Genomic DNA, 17,042 nt, shown 5'->3' on the forward strand with positions numbered 1-17,042 from the left:
TTATGCCGCAATCCCCCGGCGGCTTCGAGTCCGGCCGCACCCATATTCGTGTCCTACCTGATACGTCTCAATTCAAGCGCCGCACTGAGGCGGCCTTGGCAACGATCGAACATCGCGTCAAGGTTCGGGTTCCGTTGGTGTTGAAAAATGCCGACGGGTTCAAACGACGCGTTGCTGCGGTGACCCGTGACCGATCCATGCAGGTTGCCGCTACCGTCACCGGGACGGTGCGTGCCGAAACCCGTCTGCAAACTGTCGCTCGGGACCGAACCTCTACCATCCACGTACGCCTCAAGGAAGCCGTGCAGCGGCGCGGCTCAGGACTCGGGTCGTGGCTGGCAGGTGGGTTTTCCGCCGTCGCACGCATGGGTGTTGTCCTCGGAGGCGCACTTATACGAGGTATGACTAAAGCCGTTACCAAAGGTGCGGTGAAAATCGCCGGCCTCTTTGGCGACGCCGTGCAATCGGCGGTACGTATGGTGGTCGACCATATCACCACCACTTTGTCTAAATTGGGCGATGCTCTGGGGCCGATTGGTGAGGCCGCTTCCGCGATCGTCACTGGCATCATCCAGGCGATCATCACCATGACCATCCTTGGTGCGATTGCCACAGCCGTACTCGGAGCGGTAGCGGCTCTCGCCGCCATCACTGCCGTCGCTCTTGGAGCGCTCCCCGGTCTGTTTGCCGTCGTCGGCCTCGCACTCGTGGCCACCGACGAAAACTTGCGTAGTGGTTTTTTGGCCAGCCTGTCGGAAATGGCCGACACTCTACGCACGCTAGCCATGCCTGTTATCGAGGAATTTCAAGACCTGTTGCGGGGCATAGCCGACGATCTGCAACCGGGCACCATAATGTACGAACGGCTCGCGGATGCCTTTGAGGCCGCCGCGAAAAATATTACGCCGTTCTTCCTCGCGTTGCGTGAGCTGGTACTAGCGATTCTGCCGCCCCTGACCGATGCGATGAATAAACTGGCGTATTCGACGTTTTGGGACAAAATCGCGGTCGGTATGCGCATCCTCGGTGCCGCGATCGGAGAGTTCTTTTCTTCACTCGCTGACGACCAGGACCTGTTCGCACGCGCGTTTGTCGCTGTCGCTGATGGCCTCCGCGATCTACTACCACATGTTGCGGAGTTTTTGGCGGCACTGGCCGCCGTCGCCCCTGCCGCGATGGCGACATTCGTCGACGTCGTCACCCGCATCCTCAACGTTCTGTCGGACCCGGAAACGTTGACCAACATCATTATCCTCAGCATTGTGTTTGCGAAATTTTTCGCGTTTATGGTGGAAGTCGCCGCTGGGATGATGAATCTCGTCATGAGCATCGGGCGCGGTATCCACAGTATCGGACAGTCCATCAAGGAGGTCTTTGTTGACCTGGGTGAGTGGTACGTCGATGCGTGGGGCGACTACCTCGGCTGGCTCCGAGGAATGGCCGGCCAGCTCGTCGAATGGTGGTTCGCCGCGAAACGCGGCTGGGAGGCATTTTGGGATAGCATCTACCTGGTCATGTTTAATGGCCAACTCAATGTCACGTCGGTGTGGGACGACATGATTGCGCATCTGCGGACCGCACTACACGGTTTTTTGTCGTGGTTGGGGCAGTTGCCATCCAAGCTGGCGCGCATTTTCCTCAGCGCCCTACGCGTCCTGGGCCAATTCGGATCGCGGCTGCGATCGTATTTCCTCGCCCTGCCCGACAAAATCGAGGGGTGGCTGGGGGATCTGTCCTACACGTTGTACGGTGCCGGCCAGGATCTCATCGGTGGGCTCATCGACGGCATCCTATCCGAGGCCAGCGGTGTCACGTCGGCTATCTCCAGCGTCACCGACCTATGGCCGTTCTCTACCTCAACGTCGACCAATGGCCCCACGCCTCGAACGGCTCTCGCCCCCCGAATGGTGGCGATGGGCCAACACCAGATCGACGCCACGCCAGTGGTCGAGCCGTTCTCATCGTTGGGGCAGAGCATTGCTGATGCGACCGGCCTGTCACGAATCACGGTGGATACTGCCACGTCCCACTCTCCACCTGACGTGCGGGTCAACGTGTATCTCGGTGACCAGCCGATTAGAGATCTCGTGCGCACCGAGATCAGTTACGACGATCGTCGCAAAACCCGTGCGGTGCGGTCCGGCTACGCCTGGTAGGGCACAGTCGGGCCGCGCGGCCGGTGGCCCCTGTTGGTTCTCATGATTGGAGCCCGTGTGATCACGTTTCCCTGGTTGCCCCACCCCATTGAACTATTTCAGCGTTCTCTCAACGCGCACGCCTCCATCGATATCTACTATGGTGCGGGTCGGTCCATCAGCCCGATATGGACGAATATTCCCGTCGACGGGACCCTGAATGTGGATGCGGCACAAACAGTTACCCGCCGGTTCACCGGCACGGTGTATTGCGGCGGTATCGTCTCATCCGACGATCTGGCTGAGGTATTGCAACACGGGGCCGAGGTTGTGCTCTATGCCCATCTCTACCCCGAACTGCCGACACATGAGCGCACGATACAGCTTCAATCGCTCATTGTTGAGTCACTGCGGTACCGGCCGCGTCACAACACCATCGATGTTGAACTGGCCGACTATATGTTGCGCCAGGTCTCGGCTCCGCTCGAATCTCCTCCGCCCATCGTGACCAGCCAAGCCGACGACGGCCACCACTACGCCGCTATAGCACCTAATGTAGAACCGTTGATACGCACTGGGTCTCTACCACTGTGGAGCGAACGACCCACCCGGTTTGACGGTGTCACGGCCGACGACTACGCGACCGCTGAGGCGGTGTCGTGGCCGCAGGTGTCGACCACCGTGCATCAAGCCGTCCAGGCATGGCTGTCACAACACAATTGGAGGCTTTATTACGATGCCGATAACCATCCGGTCATCGGCCGAGACGTCCGGGCTATGGCACTGGATCGCATCAACAACCCCGACATGGTCATTCCCGGCGCACTAGTCGATGTCGACGACATCGAAATAACGCCGTACGATCTCCCCAATGCCATCCAGGCGTGGGGGATACACGACAGTCGGATTCGCACTGCGATCCGGCATAGCGATGCGACCGCCACCGGTGACTATCGCGGCCACCTGATCCGGCGTGTGGAATACAACCTCGACAACCTCACCGACGATGAAGCCAGCCAGGCACTCACCCAGTACGCCGACGACGTCCACGCGGCAACGGGCGTAGGGAGGCACACCCTCACCGTCACCGGGCTTCCACATTGGGGAGTGCAGCTCGGCGATGTGGTCCACTTGGCCGGCGCAACGACCGCGCCCTACATGGTGTCGCGGCTCGCTCTCCCTATCGGCCGCGCCGGCAGCGCCTCCTACACCCTCGCGTCGCTGTCCAACGTCCGCTACATCGAGGAGGTCCCATGAGTTTCGTCCGCATGTTGGTGACGGGCACTACCGATCCACTCACCTACCGACGCACGACCAACAGCGACACCCTTATCAACAAATTGGGGGCCGACGATTACGACAAGTCAAAAATCTCGTTTATCGGCAACGGAACCTGGCTGCGTGTGCCATCGATTGTCGACACCATCGACGGTGACGTCTGGGCGCGACTGGCCGTGTCCGATGAAACGGCCACCACAATCTACGACGTGTTGACCACCTCGAAAATCGCGTTTGAAACATTCCGGACGCGGGTCCAGTTGACCGCCACGGGGTTCGAGGTCTACCAAATCCGTACCGTCCCAAATATCTCACCGTTCCCCGATTGGAGGTCGTTATTGATCTCTGATGTGTATGCGGTGGCGATGCCCCGGTCAGCGGCCGTGCGACTATCCATCACCGCCGAAGCCGACACCGAGGTGGCTGTGCGCTACAGCGGAACCTACCGCCACCAACCCAACTACATGCGACAGCCCATATCTGTCACCGCCGGGGTCACGGCCGTCATTGACTACGTGCCACCCCTCGACGCGACCGGCCTGTGCTACGAAGTCGCTGAGACCAATAGCGACACATGGGTAGCGTCCAACACCATTACTGGGCCGACGTCTGATGGGGCGCTGATAATGCGCGGTCACCAATCACCGTTGACCCCGGCCAGAGCACACCTGACCGGCCCACCCGAGATTTCCTACGACACCGAATCAGAGTATTTTTGGCCCGCGTCTCCTCGTGCCCAAGGGAGGGCATTCGCCGCCTGGACACCCCGCCGAGCCGCCACACTCGCGACGCACCTGTATACCCATACGTCTCGCGACTCGCTCCTGGTCCGCAGCCTCATCCGCAAAAACCCCATATGTGTGCAATTCCCTGGGATTCTGTCCGACACAGTCACCAACGGGTGGTACGGACTGGGCTCAGTCAACGAAATCATATTTGATGTGACCACCGGCGCGCGCGATTGGCGCACCGAATTGACACCGGTCTACGCGCCACTCGGCATTTTCGAATCAACCGAAATCACCTGGGGCGATTTGCACGGTCTCACCGGCACCTACCGTGACGCGGCGGCCCTTAGGCTCACACTGGAGGGCTCAGTCGTGTGGGCGCTAGAGACGATCATCAACGACCAATAAAAGGAACACTACTGTGCCTGAGTCTTATCTGTCTGGTGCAACCGAATCACTCGGAATCCCCTATCCCACACCAGATGACCCGTATAACCCGGCCGGAGATATGCACGATATCGCCTCCGCCATCGATACCGCCGTCGACAACCGCGTCACTGATGCCGAGCAACGCGCCTCAGACGCTGAGACAGCCGCTGCACTGTCGTCCCAAAAATCCCAAAATGCCTCCGACACCGCAGTGGCTACTATGCACGCTCGCGCCGAAGACGTTGAAGACCGTTTCTCCGGCGAATATCGCTCAGTGATCGAGGAGGCGATCAACGACCATATCCCGGCTATTTGGGACCCAAGCGAGTTTGAACCCAAACGCGACGACACCGGCTACCAGGCCTTGGTCGTCCCTGATCCGTACCAACGCATGTCTGGCTACTACGCACACGCTCGCCGGATTGGCAACATAGTGGATGTCCAGTTCCACATTGAGCTTACTGATTTTATTGAGTCAGCCTCCGAAATCGGTACCGCATCAGTTCAACCGACAATCCCATCGGGGGCACAGATTGCACAGTTGCCCGCATCAATCCCACCTCCACAGGACCACAACATTGCCGCTGCTGGTGTCGGTCGATACCACAGGGCCGCAGAGGTAGTGCTGTTGACCAGCGGCCAGATCAAGGTGTATCCATCATCTGATTCGTCTAGTATCTGCGGCCAATTGAGCTACATGGTGACCCCCAACTAGGAAGGAGAGCGATCATGGGATGGCGACTCGCCGCGAGCCTCGACCGCCTCCGAGCTGAGATCGACGCCCTGGCCCCACACCGTTCTCGCCGTAGTGACGGAACGATCGGTGATTCGGCCCATGCGGGCACGGCCAGCGATCACAACCCCAATTCGGCGGGGGTCGTCTGTGCCGCCGATTTCACCCACGACCCGAACTCAGGCGTTGACATCGACAGCCTCACTGATCATCTCGTCCATCCAGACAACCGGCATCAATGTTTGAAGTACGTGATTGCGAATCAGCTCATTGCCGGTATCCACACAAATTGGAACTGGTGGACCTACTACGGAAGTAACCCCCACACGAAACACATGCACGTCTCGGTTGGCCGAGGCCCCGATGGGCAATCCACCGGCCCCTACGACGACACCAGCCCATGGGGCGTAGCCACACCGTCGACACAGAAAGGAACACCCCCGTTGATTGGACTGTCTAAAGGCAACGAAGGCGAAGCGGTAAAAGGGCTTCAGGCTCTGCTGCGCTACTCCGGGCACAGCCCCGGCGACGTTGACGGGGTCTACGGTCCGAAAACCTCGGACGCGGTTCTCGCCGCACGCAAATCCGTTGGATCGGGTGTAAGCAGCGGTGACACTGTTACCGGTTGGGCGTACGCCCAAATCCAATGGGCTCTGATTAAGGAGAAGGGCGAGGGCACTCCAGGCCCGCGCGGGCCAGCCGGCCAAGACGGTCGCGACGGCAAGACCCCCACGAAGATCGCTATTTCTGGCGATGTTATTGCAACCGAATGACGCTCCTCTTGGCCCGGTCACCATCGGTGCCCGTGAAATCTACGATTCGGTCCAGGCATTGCGAACTGAGGTAACCGCTATCCGCGCCGAACTCAAACGTGCAACCGACCGGCACAACCATATCCAGGACGAATCACATGACCACGAACATCGGCTTCGTGTCGTGGAGCGTCGGGTTTGGGCGCTGCCGTCCGCTGCCACCGTCCTAGCTCTCACAGGACTAATACTCGAAATCCTCTAACACCAGCCCCCTCAGCAAAGGAACCCCTATGTCTCTACTGACCTCTCCATCTGTCCGCCGCTACCTCTACGGGATCTCTGGCCCCCTATCCGGTCTACTCGTCAGCTACGGAATCATCTCCGAAAGCAATGCGGGGCTCTGGATGGGTGTTGTTGGTGCCGTGCTAGCAGTCGGGTCCAACGGCCTCGCGGCCGCCCACACAAAACCTGACGACAGCTAACACAAGCCCGATCTATTCTTTGATCTGTAGGAAACTCTGTGGATAGATCTCCCATCCCCACATAACGCAAGACACTACTGTCACAGGTCATGTGGGGATGGGATGGGTGCAACTATTCCCGTCACCGTGAGGTTCCCGAGGATTAGAGAGCACGCCATGCGACGCGTACTACAGCGTCCGCCAGGGCGGAACGTGTCAGAGAGTCTGGCGATATGACGCTCTCAGAGCTCCCGGACCGGGGATGACGAGCAACCAAACATGCCAGGGACCGCGCCGGCTCTGCACTCGGTGAGACTGGGCCTGCCGTGTTCTACTTACACCCTTTCGGGTGCAGCAACATCTCCTGCTCTCTGACTCCAGTTGGCCCGATATTTGCACTCAACCCCTCAGCCAGGGGTAGCCTTTTTAACGTGATTACGCAGTTCACGACCCGTATCCCCGATTCGGGCGCTCGGGGAGCTATTCTGGTACGCTTGACCTTGCTATGAAGAAGCCCCTTCGGGCTTCGTTGTGCTTAATGTTTAGTCGCTTAACACCATAGCAAGGCCCCCACTCCTCATGGAGTGGGGGCCTTTTTACCTTACGGCACATGATAGACCGTGACGCTCAGACCGGGTGCCTCACTGTCGGCACACTACCAATTGACAGATTAATTCAATCCGATCCACCCTCGGGCAATCAGTTCAGTACCGTACCCATTGCGGCTGCGAAAACTTCATCTCCCGAGTGCGTGGTTCTGGAATATCAAAATCATCAAAAGGGTTAGAATCAGGATGGTAGTAGACTGCTCTATGCGAATTGTACAGCGTATGGTAATTCAACCATCTTGCCAGATGAAAATCTCCTTCTACTTCATCGTCATATTCCTTCGCTCCCAGGTTTCCCAAGATCAGCGCGCACCGCGCACTAAGAGGCACAAAAACGATCTCAGCATTCCCCATCCCCATTCCTCTGAAAGGACTTGAAGAATCACTAGGTAGAACTACGGGCGTGTCAGATGTCCCCAATTGAGCTTTCTTAAACCTCACTAGGCGCCATGGACGGCTGTACACAGCTTCCATTACTGGCTCCAGTGAACCGCTTATTGCGCTTAGATGATAGTGAGAATCAACCTTTTCCTTATCGATCCTCTCCCGTTCCTGAGCGCAATACGAATCCACTTCGGACTCACTAATACCCGAAGGAAGGTTCAGAAATTTCCGCAACTGATCAGGACTTCGTGCACTTATACCAAGCTTCGACAACTCGCGGTACATTTCTTCAGCCTGTTGCCGCTTATTTGTTCCCCGAATGAACTGAAGAGCAATCCACCGAGCAATCGTATCCCTCGAATCATCGGCAAGAGGCCAAATATTCTCCTTAAATACTTGCTCGAATGATTTCGCTGCTTCAGACTCAATTATTCCCAATTGGGATTCAAAAGCGTCCGGACTAGTATCTTCCTGTCGAATGGTATAGAAATCGTTCTGGACTGTCGCGTCTTTTATTGACTGGATATATGACTTATTACCGCCACGAGGCAAACGAGTTACCTGTTGCTTTGGGTTTGCAAACCGACGCAGGTAAAACTTTGAAACTACGTGGTGCCGACGCGCGTGTCTCCGACTCTTGTTCCTTGCCATAACCCAGTTTACCCTGTAATTTTCATAAAGTTGTTCGTGAAATACATACGTCTACTCAAAACGACCAAACTCACAGCAAACCACACAGCACGGGGCCTTCATCACCGCATGAATGAAGAACAAGCACCACACAGCCAAGCTATCGATGGAGAGAAGTTGACCGAATACTATATTCAAAAAGTCGTCCTACGGTTTCACTTCCATTAACCGGAACTCATTAAGTTACCAGTAGTAGCGGCTAGTCAATCTTCTTCACGGCTAGGAGCGGCACTCCGTCGCTCACATCACTTCGCGGCTCACGGGCCGCGCACTGGTAGTCGAACAGCGAACGCGGAGATGGGCTACCCCACTCATTTGAAACGCCAACACCACCAGCGCACCTGACAGCATTGGCGTTTCAGAGGTCATTAAGGCTATTAAACTTCCCTCACTACGTAGTGAGCCAAATTCGGCCCCTCCGTATTGGAACTCAGCACCTTGAAGCAAATACACTCCAAAATCTCTAACGAACTCCATAACGTAATCACGGGCTTCAGGTGGAATCTCAGCTTCACGTATTCGCAGGAAATCAATTACGCGGCGATCCAGGTGTTCTTCTAGCTCACGTGGGATCTTTCGTTGGTTCATCGGAGCCATCTCCTAGATATATTGCCGCCCACCGATTTACCCCTGTATGCGCATGGGCTGGGAGCGGTACCAGTATCCAATTTGGTTGGATAACGGGCTGCTCGTCTTGACTCCAGATCTTAACAGACACACGAATATCGACTAGCCCCTGACGCCGTTCCTCAACGCTCGCTTCATTCCACCATTCCCTCCATGTGGTATCAAGCTTGCGCCATTCAACACGTGGTGATGGGTCATGTTCGAACTCAGCTTCCTTGAGCTGGTTTGTTAGCCCCTTTAGGCGAGATATGTATGCGTCCATATCCCCTTCATATAGCCCATGATTCCATTCTTGACGCACCCCCTCAATCACATATTTGAGCTGCTCGATTTCTTCCTGCTTATCAGACGCCGGAATCTCGACACGCTCCACTCGGAGCGAATCACCTCGCTTATCCATGAAGTGCGCTTCCAGTAGCTCATCGATCACCCGATATGGGATACTGGTCCGCGACTTGCAGTTTGAATAGTTCTTGTAACCCTGTATATGCCGATAGAAGAGTTCTGGCTCTGTCGAATCTTTCTGACCCGCCTTTTTTCTGGATACGGGGCATACCGTATAGATCCCATTACATTCCCCGCAACGTATGAGTTTACGACCAAGAACATTATATTTGAGACTCTTGGATTTTCGGGGTCCCTGTCGGTTCGAGTTAAGCCGTCGCCATTCGTCCAACGAGATTATTGGCGGAAAAAAGCGAATCGGAACGCCGTCCGTGTCTGAAACCAACCTCCTGCCTCGAATCGAGCTACGTCCAGGTCGTTCATAGCGACAGCCCGCAAGGGCAGGGGAACGCATCAGCTCCGACAAGTTGTGTATTGACCAGTGATCATTGCCGCTAAGTGTCTTAACACCATCATTCTCTAGTTGCTCGATGATCCTAGGAAATGAATCACCGTCCAAGCGTGCGTTGACGATCCGACGAAGGACAGCAGCGCGATCTTGATCCATACGGTAGGTCCCATCCTCCTCACGATAAATCCAGCTAGGCAAATTGCCTGTCGGTCTTCCATGCTGGCGAGCGTACTCATGCCACCGGCGGACTCGTGACTTGATTTGAGCCAGCTCCATCTCCGCCATACCGGCCAACTGAGTGAGCATCATCCTCCCAGGAGGAGTGGTCGTATCGATTTGAGCTTCCGTTATCGCAAGCCCCTTGTCGCGTTCTTGAAGCCAGTCATCCAGTTCAAGAACACCACGCACTGTACGCCCCAAGCGGTCAACCTTCCAGGCAACAATGAGGTCATATTTTGATGCAGCCTCATCAGTTAGCCAGGTTCTTAGGTCTGCACGGTCGAACGGATTTTTTTCGCCGGACACCCCATTATCGATAGCCCAAGCAACCACGGTCCCATAGTGGCTCTTGGCGTACATCTCGATAATGTCCTTTTGTCGATCAACGGAGTCATCGTCGGTTTCGTCGTGTGACAGGGAGAGTCGAACGACGCCCAGGATACGACGTTTGCCATTGGGGGGACGCATCACAGATCCATACTCCTAAATTGTGTAAATGAGTCAACGATTGATGCCATTGACGATTCACAGCGCCAATGGTAACCCCGGAGCACTGGGGCCTCAATGAGTACGCGACTCATCCCATTCTGTGACACGTAATTCGTGGGACGTTTACCCGGCCGTGATGTGCCTCGATTCAAAGCGCCGAGACAGTTGCGCCACTGCCGCAAGCTCGGAATATAAGGTGAGACTCGTGCGAAATACAACAATTGACCAATGGTATACCGATTTGGCTTCGGCGTCCCCCGCTCCCGGGGGCGGAGCCGCGGCCGGAATGAGTGCCGCCATGGGAGCGGCCCTCGTCAGCATGGTGTGTAATCTTACAATTGGAAAACCGAAGTACGCCGAGCACGAAGAGATTGCCCGGGAAGTCCTCGCGGCCGCCGAATCGGCACGTAACGACGCTCAGCGGCTGGCCGAGGACGACGAGACGGCCTTCAACGGCGTCATCGCCGCCTATAAAATGCCCAAGGACACCGACGAGGAGAAAGCCGCCCGCACCGACGCCGTTCAAAAGGGGCTGGTACAGGCGGCCGAAACGCCGTTGGCGGTATGCGAGGTCGCGGCGCGGATCATTAAGCTCGCCGGCCGCATTATGAACCATTCCAATCCCAATGTCGTCTCGGACGTCGCCGTCGCGGCTTCGGCGGCCCGGTCCGCTTTGGAATCCGCCGCTCTCAATGTGGACATCAATCTGGCCTCCATCAAGAGCGCCGACGAACGTGAGCGCATCGCGAGCGAAATGAACGAATCGCTGCAGACCAAGGTACAAGCCGAGGCCATTATCGTGGCAGTGACACGGAGGATTAAATCGTGAAGATCATCGATGGACGGGCCATCGCCAAGACAATCCGCAACGAGACAGGCGAGTCCGCGGAAAAGCTCCGTTCAGAGGGGGTCACCCCGACGTTGGCGGTCGTGGTGCCCACCGAGGACGAGGCCACCGCCTGGTACGTGCGGCAAATTGCCCGCACCGCCGACAAGGTCGGGATGGATTGCCGCTTGGTGCGCCTACACGATCCCGGCCGCTCCGAGGTCGTCGAAACGCTGCAGGACTTGTCCGCCGATTCCGCCGTACACGGAATCATCTGTCAGACTCCGCTGCCTGAAGGCGTCACACTCTCCGACGTCGGCGCCTATATCGCGCAGCATAAGGATATCGACGGTGCGAATCCCGAAAACCTGGGTCGCCTGGCGGCGGGCCTGACCGCATGGGCTCCCTCCACGGCGGCCGCCGCATTGGAGATCTTGCGGCGGAGTGATGTGCAATTGGATGGGCGCCGGGTCGCCGTCATCGGCCGTTCCACCGTCGTCGGTAAGCCTCTCGCCTTGCTATTGCTCAACGAATCCGCCACCGTCACCGTGTGTCATTCCAAGACCCGTGAGCTGTCCCGAGTTTGTCAGGAAGCCGACATTCTCATCGCGGCCGCCGGACGTGCCCAGATGGTGAAGAACGATTTCCTCAAACCGGGCGCCACGGTCATCGACGTGGGAACCAATCCCACATCCGAGGGTGGCTTGGTCGGCGACGTCGATCATGATTCGGTCGCTGCCGTTGCCGGAGCGCTCACTCCGGTTCCCGGTGGAGTCGGTCCCGTCACGACCGCACTCCTGCTGCAGCATGCCGTCATGGCCGCAAAGTCCCAGTCATAATCAATCTCGACCCGGCTCCGCACCACTCGGGAGCCGGGTTTTGCCTGAATTCGGACACTCCGACTGGCGCATAGCCGACAGCGTCACTCCACGCACCCGCATATGGTGAATATTCACGTGTATTAGGAGGTGTGGCAATGACTCGTCGTCTTGCCGTTATCGGATTTTCCACTCTCGCGGCATTGGCAGTCGCCAGTCCCGCGATGGCGTTTCAGCACGACCGCGTACACAACGCCGCCCTGCACATCTTTCTCGACGTAGCGAGTCTGCTTATTGTCGTCTCGCCCGTTATCGCCGCTTTGACGTGGGGTAGAGGACAGAGCAAATGGCTTCTGGCAGCGCTGATCGGTCTCGTTCAGGTTCCAGTCGCGGTACTCGCGTTCGTACCGGCCGCCTCACACGCGATGAAGGGAACCGGCCTCACCGTCGGCCTGCTCCTGACCGCACTGGCGATCTTCTACACGCGACGCCTGGCGCACCTTCGGGAAACCTCACAGGTCCAGCAAGAAGGTACGACATAGCCCCGCCGCGTCGGTGATGGTGAAACCGTACGGCCCGTTGACACCGTGTAGGACGGTGAAGTCGGGGCAACCGGGAATCGGTCCCTGCGATCTACCGCTGTAGGGATCGGTGACGGCGTGATAGGAGCAGTGTTCCTCCCCGACCCAGCCCCATGCGCGATGTGTTTCGAAGCCGCGCAGCCGGTACAGGCCGACGCTCAGGATGCCGGCCGGAGTGGTCTTACGATAGAAGTAGGCGTATAGCCCAGGGAGATTCCAGCCTTCAAAGTCCACGTCCGCTATCGAACGGTGCAGGTGAAATTCATCGAGGTCGGGAATGACGCTCGGACGCATCGATCGATCCGTGGCGACCGACCCACCGTCAAGGGCGGGAAAGGGACGATTCGATTGAGGCGGTGTCGCAGAAATGACTGTGGGCATACCCGTTTAACGAACGAGTAGGCCCACAGTAACGCTATGAATAGGCGAATGAGTCTCGAGCCACAGAAACGAGACCGTCCACTGCTTTAGCTGCCGAAGAACACGCCGAGTTCTTCGTACCGCTCGACCGGAACGGTCTTCAGCTCAGCCGTAGCCGCCTCCAGCGGCACACGGACGATATCGGTACCCTGCAAAGCCATCATCTTGCCGAAGTCGCCTTCCGTGGCCGCCGCGGCCGCCTGGATTCCCAGACGCGTGGCCAGCACCCGGTCGAACGCCGTGGGGGGACCACCGCGCTGGGTGTGTCCCAATACGACGGCACGCGTTTCCCGACCGGTTCCCTTGGTGATCTGGTCGGCGACCCAGTCACCGACACCACCGAGCTTGACGTGCCCGAAGGCGTCGGTCTCACCGTCCTTGAGCTGCATGTCACCACCCTTGGAGACCGCGCCTTCCGATACCGCCACAATCGAGGCCTTGCCCTGATCGAAACGGCTCTGTACCTGCTCGATGACCTGTTTAACGTCGAATTCGACCTCGGGAATCAAGACCGCGTTCGCCCCACCGGCCATACCGGCGTGCAGGGTCATCCACCCGGCATGACGCCCCATGATCTCCACGACGATGCAACGCTCATGGCTGTCGGCCGTCGTCCACAGGCGGTCGATGGCCTCAGTGGCAATGTTGACAGCGGTGTCGAAACCAAAGGTGTAGTCGGTTTCGCCCAGGTCATTGTCGATCGTCTTGGGAACACCGACGCAATTGATTCCATCGTCGGTCAGCTTCTTGGCGACTCCCAAGGTGTCCTCGCCGCCAATGGCAATGAGCGCGTCAACACCCAGCTCGGCCATATTCTTGCGGATGGCGTCGACGCCGCCTTCGACCTTGTAGGGGTTGGTGCGCGACGAGCGGAGGATCGTTCCACCTTGATCGTAGAGATTCTCCACGATATCCCAGTTCAACGGTTGGGTGATTCCTTCGATGGGGCCCTTCCACCCATACCGGAATCCAATGAACTCGTGCCCGTAGTCCTTGGTTCCCTTACGAACAGCTCCGCGAATAACCGCGTTCAAGCCGGGGCAGTCTCCGCCACCGGTGAGTACACCAATACGCATGCGGATTTCTCCTTATACCGAAATTGCGTGAAAAACGTGAGGGGAGATCGACCGCACGGTGGGGATCATCCCCGAATCATGAGGGTGGCCCTCATGTGGGGTCGCTCCCCCATGTATGGGCACCTTTGCCGCCTTGAGCTTACCGCATCCCACTCAGTGCCACGGTTCGACATGTCAGGAGCTGAGACGCACGTGCGCGGGACGCCGTCATCCAGGCCGGAGATCCGCCTTAACGCCGCAAAACGCACCGTCGGACCTCAGCCGAGCGTCCTATTGTCCTGTCCTTTTCGGACTTTTTCCAAGGCTCGCCAACGCCGCAGATTGTGCCGGGCGTCGCCCAGAGCGTTGTGCAGTTCGTGGTCCTCTGCGGACGGCAATTCCGGACGCCCCAGATCATCCCACCGCTGCCGCAAGTCCTTTGTCATCCGCGGCAACGCCTTGGGAAGCCCCGGCATCGTTCCCCACAACTGCGCGTAGGCCACATGGTCGTAGGCACCGAACCAGGCCCACAGTTCCACGCGCTCGCCGGGGTGCGTGCCGCCCTTTTTACGGATCGGGCTCACCAGGAACTCGTACAGTTCATTGCGGATGGTATTGCGATCTTTCCACTGCGAATCAGAGGGAGCGGGAAGCTTGTCGAGAACGTTTCGCTTGACCCAGTCACTGGCCTTGGTGGGGTTGAACTCTGTGGAAATCGCGTAATACTCACGGCCAAACTCGTCTACGACACCTATGGACACCAGGTCGATGGTGCGTCCATCCTCAATAAATTCAGTATCGTAGAAATACCTATAGGGCACGCATCAACCTTTCGTATGATGTGAGCTCGTACTTTCGCATGAGACTCGTGTTTGCGTGTAAATGGTCCATTCCCTGTTGACAGTACGCCATACCATCAAGGTTCTCTCGCTGACCTCAGGTATACGCTGGGAATAGTTAAAATCGGACATTGGGCCGTAAACAACTCATTGAGAATCGCACACGCTATCGACGGTAGGTCACCGAAAAATGACACAATGAAGGAAATCGAGTTCAAATACCTACGACCAACCTCTGTACAAGGACAAAAAAGATAGCGATCATAAGAAGGGACCACTACTCACGGTTCCACCGAAAGGGGATAAAAATGGGCGTACACCCGTCTGACGACCCGCTCGCAGGTGTGGCCATGTTTTCCGGCCTCGACAGCGAATCGAGGAAACAGATCGCCGAGGTGGCCGTGCCCCGACGATACCTGCGGGGCCGACTGCTGTTTTTCGAGGGCGAGCCTGGAGAATCACTGATCATGATCAGGTCGGGGGCCGTCAGTGTATTTCGCACCGCCGCGACCGGGGAACGCGCGATGCTTCACGTAGCACGGGCCCCGGAAGTACTTGGCGAGGTCTCTCTGCTCGACGGATCTCGGCGGTCGGCTTCGGCGGAGGCCCTGGAAGAGGTGGAGGCATTGGCACTCTCCCGAACCTCTTTCCTGGAACTGGTTCACGCCTCGCCGCACATGCTGGATGCCGTCCTGCGTTCCATGGGAGCCATCGTTCGACGCCTGACCGAGCAGTCCAGCGATCACGTTTTCCTTGACCTTCCAGGGCGAGTGGCCAAAACTCTGGTTCGACTCACCGACCAGCGCCGTAATTCGCAGTTTCCCACCATCGAACTGAATCAGACTCAGTTGGCGGAAATGGCCGGAGGCTCGCGTCAAAGCGTCAACCAGGCTATTGGGATTTTCTCCTCGCGCGGCTGGCTACGCACGGAAGGAAGGAAGATCCTTATATTGGACCTGGCGGCTTTGCGGAAACGAGCCGGGTTCAGCGAACAGTAAGCAGTCACGATTCGCAGCGGTGAACAGCTCTCAATGCTGAGCTTTCACCTGAGCCGCATATATATCGGTGTATTCCTGACCGGATAGACGACGGATGGAGTCCATGATCTCGTCGGTTATGGCCCGCTCAAAGGCCCGGTCATGGGAATAGGTGGAATATCGCGAGAAATCCAGCGATTTTCCGATACGTATGTAGACTTTTCCAATTCGCGGCACGCGTTTACCAATGGGTTGTAGTTGATCGGTGTTCAACATTGCTACCGGGACGACCGGCGTCTTCGTCGCGAGCGCCAGTCGTGCCACTCCCGTCTTACCTTTATACAAACGTCCGTCGGGTGAACGCGTTCCCTCCGGATAGATACCGAATACCTCTCCGCGCTCCAGCACTTCCTGCCCCGCTCGGAGGGCCATTTCCGCTTCCGAACCCCCGGATCGATCCACCGGGATCGCGCCGATGTTCAGCAGGAACCATTTCCGCAAACGATCCTTCCACCCGCTTCCTTCGAAGTATTCTGCCTTGGCAATGAATCTGACGGGCCTGGGAACCATCAACGGCAGAAACACCGAATCGATGAAGGACAGGTGATTGCTGGCCAAAATCACCGCCCCGCGCACCGGAACATGCTCCAAACCCTGCACATGTGGACGCCACAACAGCCGAAGCAGCGGGCTTAGGATAAGTTTCGCAATGCGGTAGAACACGCCGTTCAGATTAACGTGATCGAACTTTCGGAACCCACGAACCCCAAGAGTGGACTCGATTAAGTGCCATGGTCGAAGCAATTTTCCTGCGTGTCGCTCCTAAAATATGAGACGTCGACACCGGAGACGATCAACCACCCGTAGAAATCCGACTGGAGTATTGCGAGCCTACGTTTACCTCTGTGGCGACAGTCCTTCAGCCGCCATCTCAGGTACGACCAACCGGCGAACCGCAAGCAGTGAATGAGCGGCGCGGCGGTAGAACTGCCTGTGTATTCCAATAGAGCTCTACCACCACACCGTCTCCCCACGGCTACGCCAACGGTCGAGCTTCGAACGAAGCGCAGAATCGGTAGAGCTGCCTGTGCTCCCTAAAGAGGACTGCCGTCACTCCATCCCCAGGGACGAGCCAACCGGCGAGCCGCTAGCGCTGAAAGTGCGACGCGGCGGTAGAGCTGGAGAAGAGCTCAGGTT

At 57.5% G+C, this 17,042-nt stretch carries 17 protein-coding genes; 10 read left to right on the top strand and 7 right to left on the bottom strand.

The genetic code is table 11. The annotated features are described in order from the left end of the window. The first annotated feature begins 2 nt into the window (after positions 1-2). From HALAL_RS0100105 to HALAL_RS0100140, 6 genes are all read left to right on the top strand, one after another. Positions 3-2,156 (top strand): hypothetical protein, encoded by a 2,154-nt coding sequence (locus HALAL_RS0100105; RefSeq protein ID WP_051462602.1) that lies wholly within the window; start codon positions 3-5, stop codon positions 2,154-2,156. 57 nt (positions 2,157-2,213) lie between these two features. Next, a complete protein-coding gene (locus HALAL_RS0100110; RefSeq protein WP_025272039.1) occupies positions 2,214-3,392 on the top strand; it encodes a hypothetical protein in 1,179 nt (392 codons plus the stop codon). Beyond that, positions 3,389-4,549: a hypothetical protein gene (locus HALAL_RS0100115; protein ID WP_025272040.1), complete on the top strand. Its 1,161-nt coding sequence runs from the start codon at positions 3,389-3,391 to the stop codon at positions 4,547-4,549. Before HALAL_RS0100110 ends, HALAL_RS0100115 begins: the two co-directional genes overlap by 4 nt. Before the next feature lie 13 nt (positions 4,550-4,562). Continuing rightward, entirely contained in the window at positions 4,563-5,285 is a 723-nt protein-coding gene (locus HALAL_RS0100120; protein WP_156937533.1) for a hypothetical protein, read from the top strand. A gap of 14 nt (positions 5,286-5,299) precedes the next feature. Continuing rightward, complete coding sequence (locus HALAL_RS17155; RefSeq protein WP_051462605.1) at positions 5,300-6,076, top strand: peptidoglycan-binding domain-containing protein; 777 nt, start codon at positions 5,300-5,302, stop codon at positions 6,074-6,076. Positions 6,077-6,345: 269 nt separating this feature from the next. Further along, on the top strand, positions 6,346-6,537 hold the full coding sequence (locus tag HALAL_RS0100140) for a phage holin (RefSeq protein WP_025272043.1): 192 nt from the start codon (positions 6,346-6,348) through the stop codon (positions 6,535-6,537). Positions 6,538-7,220: 683 nt separating this feature from the next. Here HALAL_RS0100140 and HALAL_RS0100145 read toward each other — a convergent pair. The 3 genes from HALAL_RS0100145 to HALAL_RS0100155 form a co-directional block, all read right to left on the bottom strand. Further along, entirely contained in the window at positions 7,221-8,159 is a 939-nt protein-coding gene (locus tag HALAL_RS0100145; RefSeq protein WP_084471776.1) for a DUF4238 domain-containing protein, read from the bottom strand. Positions 8,160-8,438: 279 nt separating this feature from the next. Next, a complete protein-coding gene (locus tag HALAL_RS18370; RefSeq protein WP_156937534.1) occupies positions 8,439-8,786 on the bottom strand; it encodes a hypothetical protein in 348 nt (115 codons plus the stop codon). Next, a complete protein-coding gene (locus tag HALAL_RS0100155) occupies positions 8,761-10,308 on the bottom strand; it encodes a recombinase family protein (RefSeq protein WP_025272045.1) in 1,548 nt (515 codons plus the stop codon). Before HALAL_RS0100155 ends, HALAL_RS18370 begins: the two co-directional genes overlap by 26 nt. A 226-nt stretch (positions 10,309-10,534) precedes the next feature. Between HALAL_RS0100155 and HALAL_RS0100160 the strand changes: the two genes are divergently transcribed. From HALAL_RS0100160 to HALAL_RS0100170, 3 genes are all read left to right on the top strand, one after another. Beyond that, positions 10,535-11,158 (top strand): cyclodeaminase/cyclohydrolase family protein, encoded by a 624-nt coding sequence (locus HALAL_RS0100160; RefSeq protein ID WP_025272046.1) that lies wholly within the window; start codon positions 10,535-10,537, stop codon positions 11,156-11,158. Further along, positions 11,155-11,994, top strand: coding sequence for a bifunctional 5,10-methylenetetrahydrofolate dehydrogenase/5,10-methenyltetrahydrofolate cyclohydrolase (locus HALAL_RS0100165; RefSeq protein WP_025272047.1), 840 nt, complete (start codon positions 11,155-11,157; stop codon positions 11,992-11,994). Before HALAL_RS0100160 ends, HALAL_RS0100165 begins: the two co-directional genes overlap by 4 nt. Before the next feature lie 137 nt (positions 11,995-12,131). Beyond that, positions 12,132-12,515, top strand: coding sequence for a hypothetical protein (locus HALAL_RS0100170; protein ID WP_025272048.1), 384 nt, complete (start codon positions 12,132-12,134; stop codon positions 12,513-12,515). Here the strand turns inward: HALAL_RS0100170 and HALAL_RS0100175 are convergent. From HALAL_RS0100175 to HALAL_RS0100185, 3 genes are all read right to left on the bottom strand, one after another. After that, positions 12,486-12,848, bottom strand: a complete 363-nt coding sequence (locus HALAL_RS0100175) for a hypothetical protein (RefSeq protein WP_025272049.1) — start codon at positions 12,846-12,848, stop codon at positions 12,486-12,488. The genes HALAL_RS0100170 and HALAL_RS0100175 overlap by 30 nt on opposite strands. Before the next feature lie 173 nt (positions 12,849-13,021). Continuing rightward, a complete protein-coding gene (locus HALAL_RS0100180) occupies positions 13,022-14,050 on the bottom strand; it encodes a 6-phosphofructokinase (RefSeq protein WP_025272050.1) in 1,029 nt (342 codons plus the stop codon). A gap of 257 nt (positions 14,051-14,307) precedes the next feature. Next, a complete protein-coding gene (locus tag HALAL_RS0100185) occupies positions 14,308-14,850 on the bottom strand; it encodes a polyadenylate-specific 3'-exoribonuclease AS (RefSeq protein WP_025272051.1) in 543 nt (180 codons plus the stop codon). A 326-nt stretch (positions 14,851-15,176) separates the two neighbouring features. Between HALAL_RS0100185 and HALAL_RS0100190 the strand changes: the two genes are divergently transcribed. Further along, a complete protein-coding gene (locus tag HALAL_RS0100190; RefSeq protein ID WP_211240400.1) occupies positions 15,177-15,866 on the top strand; it encodes a Crp/Fnr family transcriptional regulator in 690 nt (229 codons plus the stop codon). 30 nt (positions 15,867-15,896) lie between these two features. Here HALAL_RS0100190 and HALAL_RS0100195 read toward each other — a convergent pair whose 3' ends face one another. Next, entirely contained in the window at positions 15,897-16,568 is a 672-nt protein-coding gene (locus HALAL_RS0100195) for a lysophospholipid acyltransferase family protein (protein WP_025272053.1), read from the bottom strand. Positions 16,569-17,042 lie beyond the last annotated feature (474 nt).

It is taken from the genome of Haloglycomyces albus DSM 45210, from assembly GCF_000527155.1.
GTDB classification, from domain to species: domain Bacteria; phylum Actinomycetota; class Actinomycetes; order Mycobacteriales; family Micromonosporaceae; genus Haloglycomyces; species Haloglycomyces albus.